Annotated in this window: 15 protein-coding genes; 5 read left to right on the top strand and 10 right to left on the bottom strand. The window is 53.3% G+C overall.

The genetic code is table 11. The annotated features are described in order from the left end of the window. Positions 1 to 322 precede the first annotated feature (322 nt). On the top strand, positions 323 to 1,777 hold the full coding sequence (locus tag ACR8BN_RS07640; RefSeq protein WP_031591057.1) for an AMP nucleosidase: 1,455 nt from the start codon (positions 323 to 325) through the stop codon (positions 1,775 to 1,777). Between the two features lie 103 nt (positions 1,778 to 1,880). On the opposite strand, the gene ACR8BN_RS07635 is transcribed toward ACR8BN_RS07640, so the two are convergent. Together ACR8BN_RS07635 and ACR8BN_RS07630 are read right to left on the bottom strand one after the other, a co-directional pair. After that, complete coding sequence (locus ACR8BN_RS07635) at positions 1,881 to 3,425, bottom strand: methyl-accepting chemotaxis protein (protein WP_134160685.1); 1,545 nt, start codon at positions 3,423 to 3,425, stop codon at positions 1,881 to 1,883. A gap of 538 nt (positions 3,426 to 3,963) precedes the next feature. Next, positions 3,964 to 4,974, bottom strand: coding sequence for a LysR family transcriptional regulator (locus tag ACR8BN_RS07630; RefSeq protein WP_134160687.1), 1,011 nt, complete (start codon positions 4,972 to 4,974; stop codon positions 3,964 to 3,966). A gap of 85 nt (positions 4,975 to 5,059) precedes the next feature. Here ACR8BN_RS07630 and ACR8BN_RS07625 point away from each other — a divergent pair, with 85 nt between their 5' ends. Then, a complete protein-coding gene (locus ACR8BN_RS07625) occupies positions 5,060 to 5,308 on the top strand; it encodes a hypothetical protein (protein ID WP_031591060.1) in 249 nt (82 codons plus the stop codon). 23 nt (positions 5,309 to 5,331) lie between these two features. Here ACR8BN_RS07625 and ACR8BN_RS07620 read toward each other — a convergent pair whose 3' ends face one another. The 3 genes from ACR8BN_RS07620 to ACR8BN_RS07610 all read right to left on the bottom strand — a co-directional run bounded on the left by ACR8BN_RS07620 (position 5,332) and on the right by ACR8BN_RS07610 (position 7,847). Next, positions 5,332 to 5,613: a hypothetical protein gene (locus ACR8BN_RS07620; RefSeq protein WP_069026510.1), complete on the bottom strand. Its 282-nt coding sequence runs from the start codon at positions 5,611 to 5,613 to the stop codon at positions 5,332 to 5,334. A 271-nt stretch (positions 5,614 to 5,884) separates the two neighbouring features. Then, positions 5,885 to 6,118, bottom strand: coding sequence for a hypothetical protein (locus ACR8BN_RS07615; protein ID WP_109650644.1), 234 nt, complete (start codon positions 6,116 to 6,118; stop codon positions 5,885 to 5,887). Positions 6,119 to 7,529: 1,411 nt separating this feature from the next. Then, a complete protein-coding gene (locus ACR8BN_RS07610; protein ID WP_434747486.1) occupies positions 7,530 to 7,847 on the bottom strand; it encodes a hypothetical protein in 318 nt (105 codons plus the stop codon). A 294-nt stretch (positions 7,848 to 8,141) separates the two neighbouring features. On the opposite strand from ACR8BN_RS07610, the gene ACR8BN_RS07605 reads away from it, so the two are divergent. Next, positions 8,142 to 8,315, top strand: coding sequence for a hypothetical protein (locus tag ACR8BN_RS07605; protein ID WP_168769773.1), 174 nt, complete (start codon positions 8,142 to 8,144; stop codon positions 8,313 to 8,315). Positions 8,316 to 8,416: 101 nt separating this feature from the next. Continuing rightward, positions 8,417 to 8,938: a hypothetical protein gene (locus ACR8BN_RS07600; protein WP_425032367.1), complete on the top strand. Its 522-nt coding sequence runs from the start codon at positions 8,417 to 8,419 to the stop codon at positions 8,936 to 8,938. Positions 8,939 to 9,947: 1,009 nt separating this feature from the next. Here ACR8BN_RS07600 and ACR8BN_RS07595 read toward each other — a convergent pair. Beyond that, positions 9,948 to 11,246 carry an NCS2 family permease gene (locus ACR8BN_RS07595; RefSeq protein WP_212685931.1) on the bottom strand — a complete coding sequence of 433 codons (1,299 nt, stop codon included), beginning with the start codon at positions 11,244 to 11,246 and terminating at the stop codon, positions 9,948 to 9,950. Between the two features lie 422 nt (positions 11,247 to 11,668). Between ACR8BN_RS07595 and ACR8BN_RS07590 the strand changes: the two genes are divergently transcribed. Beyond that, positions 11,669 to 12,412: a response regulator gene (locus ACR8BN_RS07590; RefSeq protein WP_010247750.1), complete on the top strand. Its 744-nt coding sequence runs from the start codon at positions 11,669 to 11,671 to the stop codon at positions 12,410 to 12,412. Here the strand turns inward: ACR8BN_RS07590 and ACR8BN_RS07585 are convergent, their stop codons facing one another. The 4 genes from ACR8BN_RS07585 to ACR8BN_RS07570 form a co-directional block, all read right to left on the bottom strand. Then, entirely contained in the window at positions 12,413 to 13,111 is a 699-nt protein-coding gene (locus tag ACR8BN_RS07585) for a D-lyxose/D-mannose isomerase (protein WP_434747485.1), read from the bottom strand. A gap of 44 nt (positions 13,112 to 13,155) precedes the next feature. Next, the gene (locus tag ACR8BN_RS07580) at positions 13,156 to 14,094 is read right to left on the bottom strand and encodes an ABC transporter substrate-binding protein (protein WP_010670879.1); all 939 of its coding nucleotides are present in this window, start codon (positions 14,092 to 14,094) and stop codon (positions 13,156 to 13,158) included. Positions 14,095 to 14,184: 90 nt separating this feature from the next. Further along, the gene (locus ACR8BN_RS07575; RefSeq protein WP_010670880.1) at positions 14,185 to 15,165 is read right to left on the bottom strand and encodes an ABC transporter permease subunit; all 981 of its coding nucleotides are present in this window, start codon (positions 15,163 to 15,165) and stop codon (positions 14,185 to 14,187) included. Between the two features lie 10 nt (positions 15,166 to 15,175). Then, positions 15,176 to 16,690 (bottom strand): sugar ABC transporter ATP-binding protein, encoded by a 1,515-nt coding sequence (locus ACR8BN_RS07570; RefSeq protein ID WP_434747484.1) that lies wholly within the window; start codon positions 16,688 to 16,690, stop codon positions 15,176 to 15,178. Between the last annotated feature and the right edge of the window lie 110 nt (positions 16,691 to 16,800).

Genomic DNA, 16,800 nt, shown 5'->3' with positions numbered 1-16,800 from the left:
CACAATCTGCCTCACTGCCCCGCCCGCTGTAGCAAACCTGAATATTTCCCTGATGTTATGATCGATTGGGCATGCTTTGCTGCTGGCGGTTTTTCCGCCCTCTCCTCATCGGCAACGCATTTAAAAGTGGCGAATCACCGCTTCTGATAGTAAAGATTTTCTTACTGGATTTCAGTGCAGCGGATCTTCACTTAAAACAGCACTGCTCAGAATTCGCGCTTCGCTGGCGCAAAAAAACGGCGATCACAGATTCTTCACCAATCTCCGCAACAAACCCGCTAAGCTTGGGGCAAATTGCGGAAAAAAAATGGAAGGAGAAACCATGCCGACACTACGGAAAAACCTGACCAGCCAGCAGGCGCTGGATGAACTTGAACGCCTGTACGATGGCGCCGTCGATGCGCTACGTGAGGCGATTAAAGCCTTTACCGAAAACGGCACGCTGCCCGATGCCGCCGCTCGGGCGCAGGGACTATTTGTTTATCCGGAGCTGCGCATCACCTGGCGCGGCGACGGTCCGCAACAGAACCGCACGCGTGCCTGGGGACGTTTCACCCACACCGGCAGTTACAGCACCACCATCACCCGCCCGGCATTGCTGCGCCACTATATTTCGGAACAGCTTCAGATGCTGGAGAAGGAGTATCAGCTGGAGATCGACGTGGGGCCCTCCAGCCAGGAGATCCCCTATCCTTACGTGATCGACGGTTCCGACCTGTCACTGGATCGCACCATGAGTGCCGGTATTGCGCGCCACTTCCCGACCACCGAGCTGTCACAGATTGGTGATGAGACCGCCGATGGTCTGTTCCATGCCGATGCAAAATCCCCTCTGTCGCACTTCGACGCGCTGCGAACCGACTTCTCGCTGGCCCGCCTGCGTCACTACACCGGCACCAGCGTAGAGCACTTCCAGCCGTTTGTGCTGTTCACCAACTACACCCGTTATGTTGATGAGTTTGTGCGCTGGGCGATCGAGCAGGTGCGCGATCCCAGTACCCCTTACGACAGCCTGGCCTGCGCGGGCGATGTGGTGCTGACCGCCGACACCGCTGACAGTGAGTCGATGCTCTCGGATCTGGCATGGAAGAAGCACCAGATGCCCGCCTGGCATCTCACCTCGCCGAATCGTCGCGGTATTACGCTGATTAACATTGGTGTCGGCCCGTCGAATGCCAAAACCATCTGCGATCATCTGGCGGTGATGCGTCCACATGCGTGGCTGATGATTGGTCACTGTGGCGGTCTGCGCGAGAGCCAGCGGATCGGTGATTATGTGCTGGCCCATGCCTATCTGCGCGACGATCACGTGCTCGACAGCGTGCTGCCGCCTGATATCCCGGTACCCAGCATTGCCGAAGTGCAGCGCGCGCTGTATGACGCCACCAAATCGGTGAGCGGCATGCCAGGCGAAGAGGTGAAGCAGCGGTTGCGTACCGGCACCGTGGTGACCACCGACGATCGCAACTGGGAACTTCGCTACTCCGCTTCGGCACTGCGCTTTAACCTGAGCCGTGCGGTGGCGGTCGATATGGAAAGCGCCACCATTGCCGCACAGGGTTATCGTTTCCGGGTGCCGTACGGCACGCTGCTGTGCGTTTCAGACAAGCCGTTGCACGGTGAGATTAAGCTGCCCGGTCAGGCGAATCGTTTCTATGAAGGGGCGATTTCGGAGCATCTGCAGATTGGTATTCACGCTGTTGAGCTGCTGCGCGCCGAGGGCGATAAGCTGCATTCGCGTAAGTTGCGTACCTTTAATGAGCCGCCTTTCAGGTAAGCGTTAGCCGCCTGATGCGGGGAATAAGGCCGGTGCTGCTGACAGGCAGTACCGGCCTCTTGCTTTGGAATTTAACCAACGCGCATGTCAGCGCCGGGACAATTTATACTTTAAAGGTCTCTACAATCAGCCTGAGAGACTGCGCTTGCTCAGAGAGTGACTGAGAAGCACTTGATGATTCTTCTACCAGAGCAGAGTTATTTTGCGTCACCCCATCCATCTGACTGACTGCAATACTCACCTGAGAAATCCCCTGCATCTGTTCAGCCGATGACATTGCAATAGCATCCATGGATTCAGCCAGTTCATCCACTAAATGCACGACTTTGAGAATACTCAAACCCGTATCACTGGCAACAGTGACGCCGCATTCAACCTGTCCGACAGCCTGCTCTATTAACGCTTTAATATCTTTCGCGGCAGTCGCACTACGCTGTGCAAGCGTTCTGACTTCAGACGCGACGACAGCGAAGCCCCTTCCCGTCTCTCCCGCTCGTGCCGCTTCAACGGCTGCGTTCAGGGCAAGAATATTAGTCTGGAATGCGATGCTTTCGATGACGGCGGTGATATCTCTGACTTTAGACGCGCTTTTTGAAATATCACTCATCGTATCTGACATCCGTTTGACGTCCGTTTCGCCTCGTTTTGCAATCGAGGCGGTATCTCTCGCTGAGTTAGCTGTGTCCCTGGCAGTTCTGCTGTTATTTTGTACCGTAGCGGTGAGCTGTTCCATACTCGCAGCCGTTTCCTGCAAGGCAGCAGCCTGCTGTTCAGTGCGGGATGCTAGCTCATTGTTACCTTCAGAAATCTCATTCGCAGAAAGGGCGACTGAAGAAGATCCTGATTTAATCTCTGAAACGATATCCCGTAACCGAACCTGCATGCTGTTTAAAGAGGCCATGAGACTGAGAGTGTCATTTTTCTTCAAGTTAACCGGTGTGGTCAGATCCCCATTCGTGATCGCATAAGCAAGCTTTCGCGCTGTGCTCGGTTCATCACCAAGCTCGCTCATGAGTTTACGAATAAGATAGATGCTGGTGCCCGTGCCGAACAAAATAGCCGCAACTAAAAGCGTCACCAAAATGATGTAGGCTCTTTCGGTATTTTTCGCGTTTTGATTAACTGAGTCATCCGACTGCTTTGCCAGGATTTCACTCATCCGGGTAAGGCCTTCAAGCAGCGGAACCTGTGCGGGTCTGACTTTTTCCAACAGATACTTAACCGTGATGTCACTGTTTTTAGCCAGTGCCAGCGGAACGGTGTTACTGAAGGCATCCAGAGCATTTTTCTCGCTGTCACTGATCTTCGCAAAGGCTTTATATTCTTCCGTATCGCCAGACTGGCTGATCATCGTATTCAGTTGATCCCTGCTGGCAGCAAATTTAGCCTTCAGTTTAACCAGACGATCAGACTGCTCCTGGATAAGAGCCTGATCTGAAAAGAGTGATAAATTCCTGACGGTTATCGCCATATCGCGCTGCGCCAGGGTAAGTTCATTGATTAATTTTGTTTTTTTCATATCACCCTGAACAACTGACTCAAGCGTGCTTTTAGCCTGATATAAAGAGTGAATAGCGACAACGATACATATGGAGAAAAAGATGATTAATGTGCCAAATCCGGAACCGAGGCGTGTAGAGATTTTCATTATACTTCCTTAAAGGGGGCAGCGATATAGATCTATCGGCATCTGTTTTTTTAACTTCAATGAATATTTATCACGTATAAAATCTACAGAAAAATTAATCAGCACTTTCGAAATATCACAACAAATCATAAATTATACAGGCACTGAAGCCTTTAAAATTAATCATAAGCCTGTTGCCAGGGCTTTAAATTATCAGGCTCATTATGTTTCATATTAATTTAATTTATTATTTCATTACCCTGTACGTTCACAAATCTGCCGCGCTTGTCATAAAAGCGTCATTTAACTTTTGCGGTCGGTATCTGTAAGGCTTTAAAACATACAGGCTCTGCCCGTACATAAAAATCCTGGATATAATTAATGATGATTTCATCTTCATTTTTACCTGTAAAAAAGTAGCCCTCGGAAATACAGATAAATCATACTTACAAATAACGTCAGAAACAAAAAATTAATTCCTGAGCAAAAATCATCATTTTTTCCCCCTTATGGTGAGCGGTAATAACCTGGCACTGTAACTCACCACCATTCAGCCATCTCAAACCGGCTTTCTTTTTTCATCAGTGCCCGCACTATCATTCTTAACGGAATTCACCAATTTACCGATTGCCGGAGATGCATCACGATACCGGGTTGCGAGTATGACGCCAGTATTGAGTGCCTGGCCCTCAATCGTTAAGAACACGACCCCGCTATGCAGATTATTTCGCATAGAATCAGGAACAACTGAAATGCCAAAACCGGCACTTACCATCGGTATGATCGCCTCAATCTGTAGCGCCTCCTGCCCACGTACAGGTGTGAACCCTGCCTGATGACAGGCAGCCATAAGAGTATCGAACATTCTCCCGATGTTGTTTCTCTCGCAGAGAACAAACGGCTCGTGGGCGAGCATATCCAGCGAAATAGCGCCGCCTGAAAGAGCAAGCCGATGATTTACCGACAAAACAACAGCCAGCGGCTCCTGTAAAACCGGAGTAAGCGCAAGGCCATCCAGCGTATCCGTTAGTGGTCGAATAAATGCCGCATCTATAGTTCCTTCAAGAAGCTTCCGGATAAGATCAGGCGTGTGGCCTTCAAGTACGGACTTCAGCAGTAACTCAGTATGATTACACTTAAACTGACAAAGGCGAGCGGCGATTTCCCGGTTGAAATAGGTTCCGCCTGCAAATCCTAAATTTATTTCGTTGCATTCACCCCGCCTGAAGCGTTGCACATCACTCAATGCATCATCAACATTAGCCAGAATATGTCGCGCATGCTTAAGTAACACACTTCCGCCTTCAGTAAGTTCAACCCCTCTGGAACGACGATTAAACAATTTTATTTTCATCTGCTTTTCCAGACGCTGTATCTGCAAACTCAGAGGCGGCTGACCAATCCCTAACCGTTCAGCTGCGCGGCCAAAGTGCCCTTCTTCCGCGACAGCAATGAAATAACGCAGGTGATGCAGCTTCATATATTTACCTTTATATTTTTCACTAAAAGATATCGAAAGCATCACTATGGGTGTATTGCACCGATAAATCAGCCGTGCATACTGCTTCATCTAAAAAATTTTGGTTCAAAGTGCCATGCCAATTTGAGTTAGTAAAACCAGACTATCTGATTAATAGAAAACCGGAGCACATGCATTGAAAATAAAACGAAGAACTGTCTGGACATTGCTATGCCTGTTCTGTGCGCTGTTCTGGATTCTGATATTCTCTTTCTTTAACCATGCTTTAGCGGCAGACCAGCATCATAAAAAAAGCCGCAGTTATGGTGACGTTCCACCAGAACAGCTTGTTCAGAAAATAAAACGGCTTGATTTGACAGAGCAACAGAGAAAATTTCTGGAATCGGTATTGCAAAACGAGGGTGCCAGGGATGAAAAGAAATGATTAGGATGTTGCCGGTCCTGACCTCATTCATTTTCGCTGGACGCTAACCTGAAAAAATTTTGCAGTGCCATTAACACCCTTCCAGTCAGGGCAATCTCGAGCAGAAATGTGGGATCTTTTTGCTGCAACCAGAACAGAAAATCAGGATCGCTGGTTAACGGCTCTAATTCACGATAAGCAACCTTCAGAAGCGCTAAATTATTGATATAGGTATCAAGCGAGGTATAACGGCCCTCGCTGAGTTGTAAAAGTAACAGGTCGATACGTGCCTTTATGTCTTTAACGTACTCATACTTCTGGTGCATTCAGCTACCCGTTCATCACATAATTAAGTTAAAACTCAGGCGCTGATATCGTCATAATAGTGAAACACTATCAGCACAGTAGTCACTATGGTGACGTTCTTATCGCGTTGGCCTGGTTCATATTGAAAAATATATCTCATCCTTTTGGTATTGCATCACCCAGCTGAGGTTGGGCATAAACAGTAGCAACAGGCCGACCAATCGCTCACTCACCGACGTTATACCTCCTCAATTTAAAGCGGCCAGTAATGGCGCTTAATGACTGAATCTGTTATTTGGCAGTCCTTACTGCCGTCGTTGCAGCCTGCTGCTCAGTCAGACCCGCCAGAATGTCGTTGTTATCGCTAATCAGTCTGGTGACAGGGGTCACTTCTCCTGCGAGATTACGCAGTTTTACCAGGGCCTCCTGCAGGACTCGCGCAACAGCTATCCGGGTCAGTATCAGCATCCAAAGAGAAAATCCGGAAATTTTCTGAACCTTAGTGAACTCTTTGTCTTTCAGCATAATGTCAGGGCTTTAGCGCCTGGCTTATAATTTATCGGCAATTTTCCTGGTAATAACAGTTATGTAATTAACGTCACTCTGGATGCCAGACAGCTGGCACAGCGTGTTAAAATAATTTTTAGCATTGAAGCAAAACCCGCGACCAGGATGCCCATGATTTTATTCGTTTAAATAAACACTACTCTTAAAAATAATTTAAAAAATAAAATTAATCTGCAAATTAACCACTTATTTTTTATAAAAGGATGATGGAAAACCATCATAATAATAACCTACCGACCGCTGTAAAAAATTGCAGTTAAGCTGACGTGGTAAATAAATTGAGATCGCAGGCTCCTCACGGGTGCAGGAGTTGCACTGGTTCAGGTGTGCAGAGTGGCGCTTACAGGATGGGGTTTTAAATGTACTGGCATCTGAAAAATTTGATGTCTGTCAGGTTTAATCTATTGTGGCTGCGCTTAATTATGCTGAAAGATGGCCGATAACTTTTATACCCTTCACCAGGGACATTTGATGACCTATAAACATGCAGTATTTGGCTCCCATGGGAGCCATTTTTTATCGATTGTGGCTTGTGGCTGGCTTGCTCGCTCCGTAACCAATCTGAGTCGGTGCTGGTCCCTGTTTTAGCCGTATCGTTTTAGCTGAAATGTGACGCATGCGATGAGAATTTTATTCTTGCGGTGAATATGGCAGAACAGACAAGCATAAGGATGCTCTTCCAGCCCGGCAGTATCGGCAGAACACGCGCTGAGTGCGTTGATGAGCCTGCCCGTCTGCACGATAGTATTTGTGTAAAAGGCATTACGGGGTACCGTCCGTCATCATCCCTCAATACGAACGGATCTTTAGGGCAATCTCAGAGATAAATAGGTTTGCCTGACCCGATCATCAGCTGCATCGGCAGATGAAATTAAAAGTCGTAACATAACTGAAGTATATTGCAGGCGAAATATAAAAACATACACAGCAACAAAAATCATCATTATTAAACTTGTCACTCTATAATTGCTGTGCAATATAAATAGCAGCCGACTGGCGAAGCTATTTATTAGAATCAGCGCCACATACTGGCAATGCATTTCTGTTTTTCATATATAAATTAAATAAAGTACGCATAAAGAAACTCCAACATGGAGGATTCCAGACAAGGACTGTTGAGTGAGAATTATCATACCTTTGGCAGCGCAGATAATAAATTTAATTACTCACTTAAAGAGGATTCATTGTGAAAGTTAAAAATATGACTGTGTTAGCGAGTATGGTTTTATTGTACTCCACTCAGGGTATGGCCAGGCAATTTGATATCAGTGCAGCAAACATTGACGTCAATACCTCTAAATCTTCCTTCATTCTTACTGGTGCAGGAGGCGCAGGTGGCGCAGGTGGCGCTGGGGGTGCAGGAGGAGCGTTAGGCGGGCAAGGTGGTGCCGGAGGTGTTGGCGGCGCGGGTGGTGCTGGCGGAAGTGATGGTAATGGCGCCGCTAACGCCAGCCAGAATGGTAATAATTCCAATAATGATAATGGCAGTAAAAACGGCAACGGTTCTGATCAGGGTAATAACAGTAATAACGGCACCGGGAATGCTAACGGGAGTGGTGACGGTAACGGAAATGATGCAGGCAACGGCGGTGGTGATGGAGGAGGTGATGGCGGCGGTGATGGCGGCGGTGATGGCGGCGGTGATGGCGGCGGTGATGGCGGCGGAGACTGATAGTCTGGCGTCCATTAACTAAAAAGCTCCTGTTTGTAACCGTTATGGCAGGAGCATTATCACTGTTAGCACAGGAACAGCACATGAAACTTACCAGAAGTTACCCATTATTTTTAGCCACCGTATTGACCGTAGCATGTCCCTTTTACTCGCTGGCTCAGACTGCCGGCGACATGAATACTTCATCCTCAAATACCACCCTCCAGCCCTCAGCAGGCAAAGACGGACAACAAGGCAATGGTGAAAACGGAGGCGCGGGAGGCAAAGGAGGCGCTCCGGGAGAAGGTACTAACGGAGGAAAAGGCGGCAATGGCGGTAATGGCGGCAATAGTGGGAGCGCCGATAATCCCGATACATCAAGTAAAGGCGGTGCGGGTGGCGCAGGCGGTGCGGGTGGCGCAGGCGGTGCGGGTGGCGCAGGTGGTGCGGGTGGCGCAGGCGGTGCGGGTGGTAACGGAGGTACCGGTGGAGAAAGTTTTCTGAAAAGGATTTTCAAATGAAAACAATCACTTTGTTAGCTTCGCTAATCATCATTCCGTATGCGCATGCTGAGTACATAACGGATATGTTGAGTTCACACCATAATGTCATTCTCATTGATGCCGCTGCAGGTTCTGATGGCGGACCGGGTCAGAACGGCGGTGCCGGGGCCAATGGCGGTCCGGGTGAAAATGGAGGACGAGGGGGAAACGGGGGTATCGGAGGAAATGGAGGGCCAGGAGGAAATGGTGGTGCCGGAGCCAATGGCGGTGATGGCGGAAATGGCGGCCTGGGAGGAAACGGTGGAAATGGCGGGAACGGAGGTGCTGGACAGAATGGCCAGGCCGGAGGCAATGGCGGGAATGGAGGAAGCGGCAGTATGGGGGGAGATGGCGGAAACGGTGGAAATGGAGGGGATGGCAGCAATGGTAGTGCTGGTGGCGCAGGGGGGAACGGAGGGAATGGTGGCAGCACGGGAGGTGACGGCGGTGCGGGAGGTAACGGGGGTGACGGGGGAGATGGCGGCGACTAAATTCACCCACGCCTTAATATCTCTTCTCCCTGGCTGCAGGCTTATAAACAGGCCAGAACAGCAATTATCACGGGTAAATTCACAACTTAAATAGGCATTTCAATAACACTGATTTAGCGTAAGAAAACTTTCCGCCAGCTCAACATTAAAATCAGCTTACCTGAATTAACTAAAACGCTCAGAGATCCTGTCAACGCTGAGTATGTGTGAAACCCTCTTTTTTTACCATCAGGGAAATGCAACCTGGAGTTGGAGTACAGTGGAACCCCGGATTTTTGATAGCCATGATGTGAGAAATAATGGAATTAAATACACCGCTGAAATGGAGTAACGAGTAACAACAAACGCCACAAGTGAAATGCTTTTATAATTTAAACGCATAAACGAGAACAGCCGTGAATAACGACAACTCCGCCATATGCGCTCTATTGCAATGTTTCGCAGTGTATCAGACACCGCCTGCCCCATAGCCTGGCGGACGATACCCGCTCAGTGTTAACGTGCTGCAAAGTGATTTGAAACTCCCATACGTCTGGCGGGCGTAACCCGCTCAGTGCTAACGCGCTGCTAAAGGACCTGAAAATCCTCGTCGCCTGGCGGGCGTAACCCGCTCAGTGTCAGCCTGCTACAAAGTGAAATAAGCCTGGTCCTCCCCCGCTTTCAGCGGCCTGAGGCTGCCCATCCGGGTAACAAACCCACCGGCAGGGGTTTACCAGAGGCGTCCGCAGCGCTGAGGAACAACCGGAAGCCGGGAGCCGACAGGACGTCGGCGAAAGGACGGCACGAGCCAGGGATGGCGAGTCCGGACGGTCCGTCGGCCGCAGGACGTGACGAAGGCACCCCGCTACGCGGGGCGCGCAGGCAGCCGGACGCCGGGATTGTTAAGGGGCGGGCGTCCGCCCCTTGACGCGTCCGCCTGCTCAGGCAACCTGAAACTCCCCATCGCCTGGCGGGCGTAACCCGCTCAGTGCTAACGCGCGGCTAAGTGGACTAAAACGCCCCATCGCCTTGCAGGCGAAATCCGCTCAGTGTCAGCCCGCAGCCATGCGAAACCCGCTCATAGCCAGCCCGCTGCTAAGCGCCCCCCTGCCGCCAGGCAACAACTAAGCACTCAACCATCCCAGCTTAATCACAAACAGAATCGACAGGATAACCAGCGCCGCATTCACCTCTTTCGCGCGTCCGCTCAGCAGCTTCACCAGCGTCCAGGTAATAAAACCAAACGCGATGCCGTTGGCGATCGAATAGGTCAGCGGCATGGTCAGCGCGGTCACGGTGACTGGCGCGGCGGTGGTGATATCTTTCCAGTCAATCTCTGCCAGGCCCGATGCCATCAGCACCGCTACAAACAGCAACGCAGGCGCGGTGGCATAAACCGGAACACTGGAGGCCAGCGGCGAGAAAAACAGGGCCAGCAGGAACAGCACGGCGACCACAATCGCGGTCAGGCCGGTACGGCCACCGGCACTCACGCCCGCCGCCGATTCCACATAACTGGTAGTGGTCGAGGTGCCGAGCAGTGAACCAAACAGCGCAGCCGCACTGTCAGCAATCAGCGCACGGCCCATCTTCGGCACGTTACCCTGCTCATCCGCCAGACCGGCGCGTTTGGTCACACCCAGCAGCGTGCCCGTGTTATCAAACACGTCAACAAACAGGAAGGCAAAAATCACGCTGATCAGGCCGACGTTAAACGCGCCGGCAATATCCAGCTGCATAAAGGTCGGTGCAATCGACGGCGGTGCAGAGAAGACCCCGGCAAAGGGCGAAAGACCAATGCCCATTGAGATAAAGGTCACCAGCAGAATACCGATCAGCACTGCGCCCGTCACCCGACGCGCTTCCAGTACCACGATAACCACAAAGCCAAGCATCGCCAGCAGCGGACCCGGTTTAGTCAGGTCGCCAATGCCCACCAGCGTTGCCGGGTTATCGACCACAATGCCCGCCCCTTCCAGCGCAATCAGTGCCAGAAAAAGGCCGATACCGGCACCAATCCCGGCGCGCAGCGGCAGCGGAATACTGGCAATAATCCATTCACGAATCTTAAATAGCGACATCGCGAAGAAAATCACCGCCGAGAGAAACACCGCGCCCAGCGCAATCTGCCACGTATAGCCCATGTGCAGCACGACGGTGTAGGTGAAAAAGGCGTTCAGTCCCATACCCGGAGCCAGCGCAATCGGATAGTTGGCGATCAGCCCCATCAGCACGCAGCCAATCGCCGCCGCCAGACAGGTGGCGACAAATACGGCACCCTTGTCCATGCCGGTCGCGCCCAGAATACTTGGGTTCACAAACAGAATATAAGCCATCGCCAGGAAGGTGGTGATCCCGGCGATAATCTCAGTACGAACCGTCGTGTTATGCGCTTTGAGTTTGAATAGTTTTTCTAACATCATCATCTCTCGATACAGGAGACATCAGTCTCACTTGCCAAAGGGGTTTGCATGCTGATTATTCTGTTTCCGGGACACTGATGCTGGCCGCTGCATACTTGCGTGCCAGAATCGCCTGAAATCCCTGACTTACCCACTGCCCAAAGCAATTGCCATGCCATCTCCCGACGCAATCGATTACCTGGCAGAGCCGGGTACGCCTAAGAGAATTCCGAACCAAAACGAGGCGCGATTATGGTGCAATGCACCGATGCCGCGCAATCGTTTTCCTGCGGCAAACAGGCAGCCCCGAAAAACTCTGCGCCAGCGCACGCTTCCGCACTCTCACAGGCGAAGCTGGTCACGTTTCAGCACGCGGCCTCAGCAAGCTTTTCTGGCCTGTGTAGACTCCTGAATTAACTCTTTCGTAACATTGAGGCCGCGCAATGAAGCCAGCAATTTTGGTGGTGGATGATGATCCTGCAGTCTGCGACGTCTTGCAGGATGCGTTAAGTGAACATCTGTTAACGGTCTACCGCTGCCATCAGGGACGCGAGGCGCTATCGATGCTCAGCGAACACCCTGAGATCTCGCTGGTGATGCTGGATATGATGCTGCCCGATACCAACGGGCTACTGGTGTTGCAGCAGCTTCAGCGTCAGCGACCCGAAGTGCTGGTGATTATGCTGACCGGTATGGGTTCTGAAGCGGAGATGGTAGTGGGCCTTGAGATGGGCGCAGATGACTACATCGCCAAACCCTTTAATCCACGCGTGGTGGTGGCGCGAACCCGGGCGGCCCTGCGTCGCAGCGGACGCATTGCCCAGGCCGACCCTGAACAGGAGGGCTGGCGTTTTGGCGGCTGGCAACTGGATGATGGCCGCTGCCAGCTGTTTAATCCGCAGCGCGAGCTGGTGCCGCTGACCCAGGGGGAATATAGCCTGTTACGCGCGCTCGTACGCCACGCCCGCAAGGTACTGACCCGCGATCAGTTACTGGAGCTGACCCACAGCGAAAGTCTCGACGTGTTTGACCGTACCATCGACGTGCTGATCATGCGGCTGCGCCGTAAAATCGAAACTAATCCGCACCAGCCCGACCTGATCCGCACCATTCGCGGACTGGGCTATGTCTTTTCGGCCGATGTGGTGAAACCCGATTCAACAACGCGTGCCAGTCAGATTGCCTGATTACGCCTGCCGCGCGCAGGATAGCCAGTGCGCGTAATCGTTGCACAGCAGCCAGCGCGGCTCTTCATCCTCCTGCAGCGGATTGAAACGAGCCAGCGGCGTCAGAAACACATTGTCGTTTTCATCATCGTTGGTCATCGATACCTCGCCCACCAGCACGTCGCCGAAGCCACTTTCCCCCCAGAAACTGTGCCAGATGCCCGCCTCCAGCGTCACGCTTTCACCCGGTGAGAGCCGCAGCTGTGAACCGGCGGCGTGGGTCTGGCGCAGGCCATCCAGCGACACCGCCACCAGCGAGTCAGCCAGCCCGTCACCATCGCGGTTATGCAGTTCGACAATCAGATTCCCGCCGCCGCGATTAATGATGTCTTCCATCTTGCGCGGATGGTAGTGCATCGGCGTCTGCTGCCCTTCCCGTACGTGCATTATTTTCTCGGCGTAGGGTTTATGCCACGGCTGCCCGTTTGGTGAACCGTTGCGCAGAGTAAACAGTGTCAGCCCGGTCTGCAGAAAATCAGCCGCGCCAAAACTGGTGAGATCCCAGCCCAGCCGCAACGCCAGAATCTCCTGCGCGACCTCACGATCCTGAGCCCGCCACTGGCTCACATCGAAATCGGCCCACGGCGGCAGATGCACATCCTGCTGCCGGAAAAACTCGCGCGTATGTTGCAGGTAATAATTAACCTCTGAACGTTGCATAGCGGCCTCCTGAGAGCGGCACCCTAAAGGTGCCGCACTAAAGCTTATTTCACCGTCCAGCCCTGGTAGCTGCCGATATTATTACGATCGATCAGTTTCACCGGGATCAGCACGGGCTTATCGGGTGCCGGTTTGCCCTGCAAAATGTCATAACCAATCTCGACCGCTTTGGCGGCCATGACCTGTGGATCCTGCGCAGGCGTCGCGACGAACAGTGAATTCTTGCGCTTGAGCGCCTCTTCACCGTCCGGTGAGCCATCGACGCCAACGATAAAGAACTCACTGCGCTGCGCCTGTTTCGCCGCTAAGTCTGCACCTATCGCTGTCGGGTCGTTGATGGCAAACACCGCATCAATTTTTGGATTAGCGGAGAGCAGACCGGTCATGACTTCCAGTCCGCCTTCACGACTGCCTTTGGCGTTCTGGTTGTAAGAGAGCAGCTTGATGTCAGGATGGGTTTTCAGCTCGGTCATGCAGCCTTCAACGCGGTTCTGCACCGCAGAGACTGGTGGTCCGTTGATGATCACCACGTTGCCTTTGTTCTTCAGGCGGTCAGAAATATATTTACAGGCCATCGCGCCCGCCTCGGTGTTATCGGAGGTGATGGTCGCATTCGCGCCATCGGCCGCCACGTCGACCGCCACCACTACAATACCGGCATCACGCGCCCGCTTCACCGCCGGGGCGATCCCTTTGGAATCCGCGGCGTTGAGGATAATCATGTCGACTTTAGCCGCAATAAAGTTATCAATCTGGCCCACCTGCTGACCGAGATCGTAGCCGCTGGAGACCAGCGTCACATTCACCTTATCGCCCGCCAGCTGACGCGCCTTCATCTCCGCGCCTTTGGTGATCTGCACGAAGAAGGGGTTTGCCAGATCGCCGACCGTTACGCCGATAGATTTGAGTTCTTTTGCCTGAGCCAGGCCGGTACTGAACAGCGTCGCCGCCAGCAGCCCGGTTACAATCGGATTAAAACGCATAGACCTTCTCCTGCTGTTTTCAAGGTGCCAACCACTTAATGGCGTTTTTTAGGTGGCGGAGGTGAAATGGCACAGCCGCCCTTTTAAGACTCAACTCACATGATGACGGGTACGGTATTTGTCGATCAGAACCGCGATGATGATGACCGCGCCCTTGATTACCAGCTGCCAGAAATAGGAGACCCCCATCAGCGTCATGCCGTTATTCAGCGTGGCGATAATCAGCGCGCCAATCAGGGTGCCAGTGATGGTGCCGATGCCGCCGACAAAGCTGGTACCGCCGAGGATCACCGCCGCAATCGCATCCAGCTCATAGCCCACCCCGAGGTTGCCGTTGGCGCTGTAAAGCCGCGAGGCGCTCATCAGACCGCCCAGCCCCGACAGCAGGCCACTCATGCCGTAGACAAACAGCAGCACCATTCCGACCTTGATACCGGTGAGACGCGCCGCCTGGATATTGCCGCCAACCGCGTAAATATGGACGCCCAGCGTGGTGCGGCGCAGGATGAACCAGCAGATGGCGATCACCGCAAAGGCAATCACAATCAGCCACGGCACCGGCCCGAGATAGCCGTTGCCGATCCACTCAAAGTTAATATCGGAATTGATTACCGTGGTGCCATCCGCCAGCAGGTAAGCGGCTCCGCGCAGCGCGGTGTAGGTGCCAAGCGTGACGATAAAGGGCGGCAACCCGGCCCAGGCGACAAGAATGCCGTTGAACAGCCCCATCACCAGGCCTGCACCCAGCGCCATCGGAATGGTCATGGAAGCCAGCATCGGATCCAGCGACGCCACCAGCGCCACCACCGCAGTGGTTCCCAGCATTGACCCCACCGACAGGTCGATGCCGCCGGTGAGGATCACAAAGGTCATGCCTGCCGCCAGCACGATGTTAATCGACGCCTGACGGGTGATGTTGAGCAGGTTTGCTTCGGTAAAGAAGTTCGGCGTGACGAAACCAAATACCGCCACGATCAGGATCAGAATCGGCAGGATACCCACCGTTTGCAGCAGATCGCCCATCAGGGCGCGTTTCAGCGTCGGTGCTTTGGTGCGGGCCAGTTGTGTCATGGTGGTCTCCTTAGTTTTCGCCTGCTGACGCGCTGTGCGCACCGGTTGCCAGCGTCATAATATTTTCCTGACTGATGTGGCTGCCCTCCAGCTCACCGACGATGGTGCCTTCGTGCATCACGTAAACGCGGTCGCTCATCCCGACCACTTCCGGCAGTTCGCTGGATATCATCAGAATCGCCACGCCCTGCCGCGCCATCTCCTGCATCATCCGGTAGATCTCACTTTTCGCCCCGACATCGACGCCGCGCGTCGGCTCATCGAGGATCAGGATGCGCGGGCCAATCGCCACCCAGCGCGAAATCAGCAGCTTCTGCTGGTTACCGCCCGACAGACCGCCCGCCCGGACCTGAGCGTGAGGAACGCGAATATTGAGTGAAGCGATCGCCTCACTGGCGATGGTCTGCCCTTTGCGGCGGTTCAGCATCCCGTAACTGGCATCACGTTCCAGCGTCGCCATCACGATGTTCTCCTGCGCCGCCATCTCCAGAAACAGTCCCTGCTCTTTACGGTTTTCGGTGAGGAAACCGATGCCGCGTGCAATTGCATCGCGCGGTGAATGGATGGTGACCTTTTCGCCATCGATCCAGATCTCGCCCTCTTTCGGCTTGTGCACGCCAAAAATCAGCTGTGCCAGCTCGCTGCGGCCTGCGCCTACCAGCCCGGCCAGGCCGACAATCTCTCCGGCACGCACTTCAAGACTGCTGGGATGCACTTTGCCGCCGTCGGTAAGGTGATTGACCGCCAGCCGGATATCGCCCAGCGGGATAGCACGGTCTTTGTTAAACAGGTCGCTGAGCGGCCGTCCGACCATCATCCGCACCAGTTCGCTGGCGTTGAGCTGGTCACGGGTCAGGCTGCCCACATACTCCCCGTCGCGCAGCACGCTGACGCGGTCGGACAGCTCATACACCTCCGCCATGCGGTGGCTGATATAGATGATCGCCATGCCTTCGCTGCGTAGCCGTTTGATCAGCGCGAACAGCTGTTCGGTTTCGCGGTTGGAGAGCGCGGCGGTCGGCTCATCCATCACCAGAATGCGGCTGTTGCGCTGCAGCGCGCGGGCGATCTCCACCTGCTGCTGCTCGGCGATGCTCAGGCGGCTGACCCGATCCCAGGCGCTGAACTGCGCGCCGAGCCGGTCAATGACCCGCTGCGCCTCTTCGGCCATTTGCCGCCGCCTGACCAGCCCGCCAGGCGCGATTTCGCTGCCGAGAAAAATGTTCTCCGCCACCGTCAGGTTGGGTGCCAGGTTGATCTCCTGATAAATCAGGGTGATCCCGGCGGCCAGTGCCTCCTTCGGCCCTTTCAGCGCCCAGGGCTTGCCTTCAATTAAAATTTCCCCGCTGCTGGCGGTATAGGCACCGGCCAGAATCTTCATCAGTGTGCTTTTACCTGCGCCGTTCTCCCCCATCAGCGCGTGGACCTCACCGGGATAAACCGTGAGATCGACGCCCTTCAGGGCATAAAAGCTGCCGAAGCGCCGGGTAATTCCCCGCATTTCCAGTATCGGTGTGGCTGTCATCGCCTCGCTCCTGCGGACTGTGGATAGCCGTCAGTAAAGCAACGCCAGATAAACGGAAAATGTCAGCAGCCATTCATATTTGTCATAAACGCCCGACTGCACGCTCCTAT

Source organism: Pantoea sp. Lu_F5_004, from assembly GCF_051136245.1.
Lineage (GTDB): Bacteria > Pseudomonadota > Gammaproteobacteria > Enterobacterales > Enterobacteriaceae > Pantoea > Pantoea agglomerans.
The sequence above is the reverse complement of the archived record's forward strand: the minus strand, read 5'-3'. Positions and strand labels throughout refer to the sequence as shown.

Bases quoted from the DNA above. Each gene is read 5' to 3' on its own strand.
- ACR8BN_RS07640 (WP_031591057.1), top strand. From the start codon at position 323: ATGCCGACACTACGGAAAAACCTGACCAGCCAGCAGGCGCTGGATGAA.
- ACR8BN_RS07635 (WP_134160685.1), bottom strand. From the start codon at position 3,425: ATGAAAATCTCTACACGCCTCGGTTCCGGATTTGGCACATTAATCATC.
- ACR8BN_RS07630 (WP_134160687.1), bottom strand. From the start codon at position 4,974: ATGAAGCAGTATGCACGGCTGATTTATCGGTGCAATACACCCATAGTG.
- ACR8BN_RS07620 (WP_069026510.1), bottom strand. From the start codon at position 5,613: ATGCACCAGAAGTATGAGTACGTTAAAGACATAAAGGCACGTATCGAC.
- ACR8BN_RS07615 (WP_109650644.1), bottom strand. From the start codon at position 6,118: ATGCTGAAAGACAAAGAGTTCACTAAGGTTCAGAAAATTTCCGGATTT.
- ACR8BN_RS07610 (WP_434747486.1), bottom strand. From the start codon at position 7,847: ATGGACGCCAGACTATCAGTCTCCGCCGCCATCACCGCCGCCATCACC.
- ACR8BN_RS07605 (WP_168769773.1), top strand. From the start codon at position 8,142: ATGGCGGTAATGGCGGCAATAGTGGGAGCGCCGATAATCCCGATACAT.
- ACR8BN_RS07600 (WP_425032367.1), top strand. From the start codon at position 8,417: ATGTCATTCTCATTGATGCCGCTGCAGGTTCTGATGGCGGACCGGGTC.
- ACR8BN_RS07595 (WP_212685931.1), bottom strand. From the start codon at position 11,246: ATGATGTTAGAAAAACTATTCAAACTCAAAGCGCATAACACGACGGTT.
- ACR8BN_RS07590 (WP_010247750.1), top strand. From the start codon at position 11,669: ATGAAGCCAGCAATTTTGGTGGTGGATGATGATCCTGCAGTCTGCGAC.
- ACR8BN_RS07585 (WP_434747485.1), bottom strand. From the start codon at position 13,111: ATGCAACGTTCAGAGGTTAATTATTACCTGCAACATACGCGCGAGTTT.
- ACR8BN_RS07580 (WP_010670879.1), bottom strand. From the start codon at position 14,094: ATGCGTTTTAATCCGATTGTAACCGGGCTGCTGGCGGCGACGCTGTTC.
- ACR8BN_RS07575 (WP_010670880.1), bottom strand. From the start codon at position 15,165: ATGACACAACTGGCCCGCACCAAAGCACCGACGCTGAAACGCGCCCTG.
- ACR8BN_RS07570 (WP_434747484.1), bottom strand. From the start codon at position 16,690: ATGACAGCCACACCGATACTGGAAATGCGGGGAATTACCCGGCGCTTC.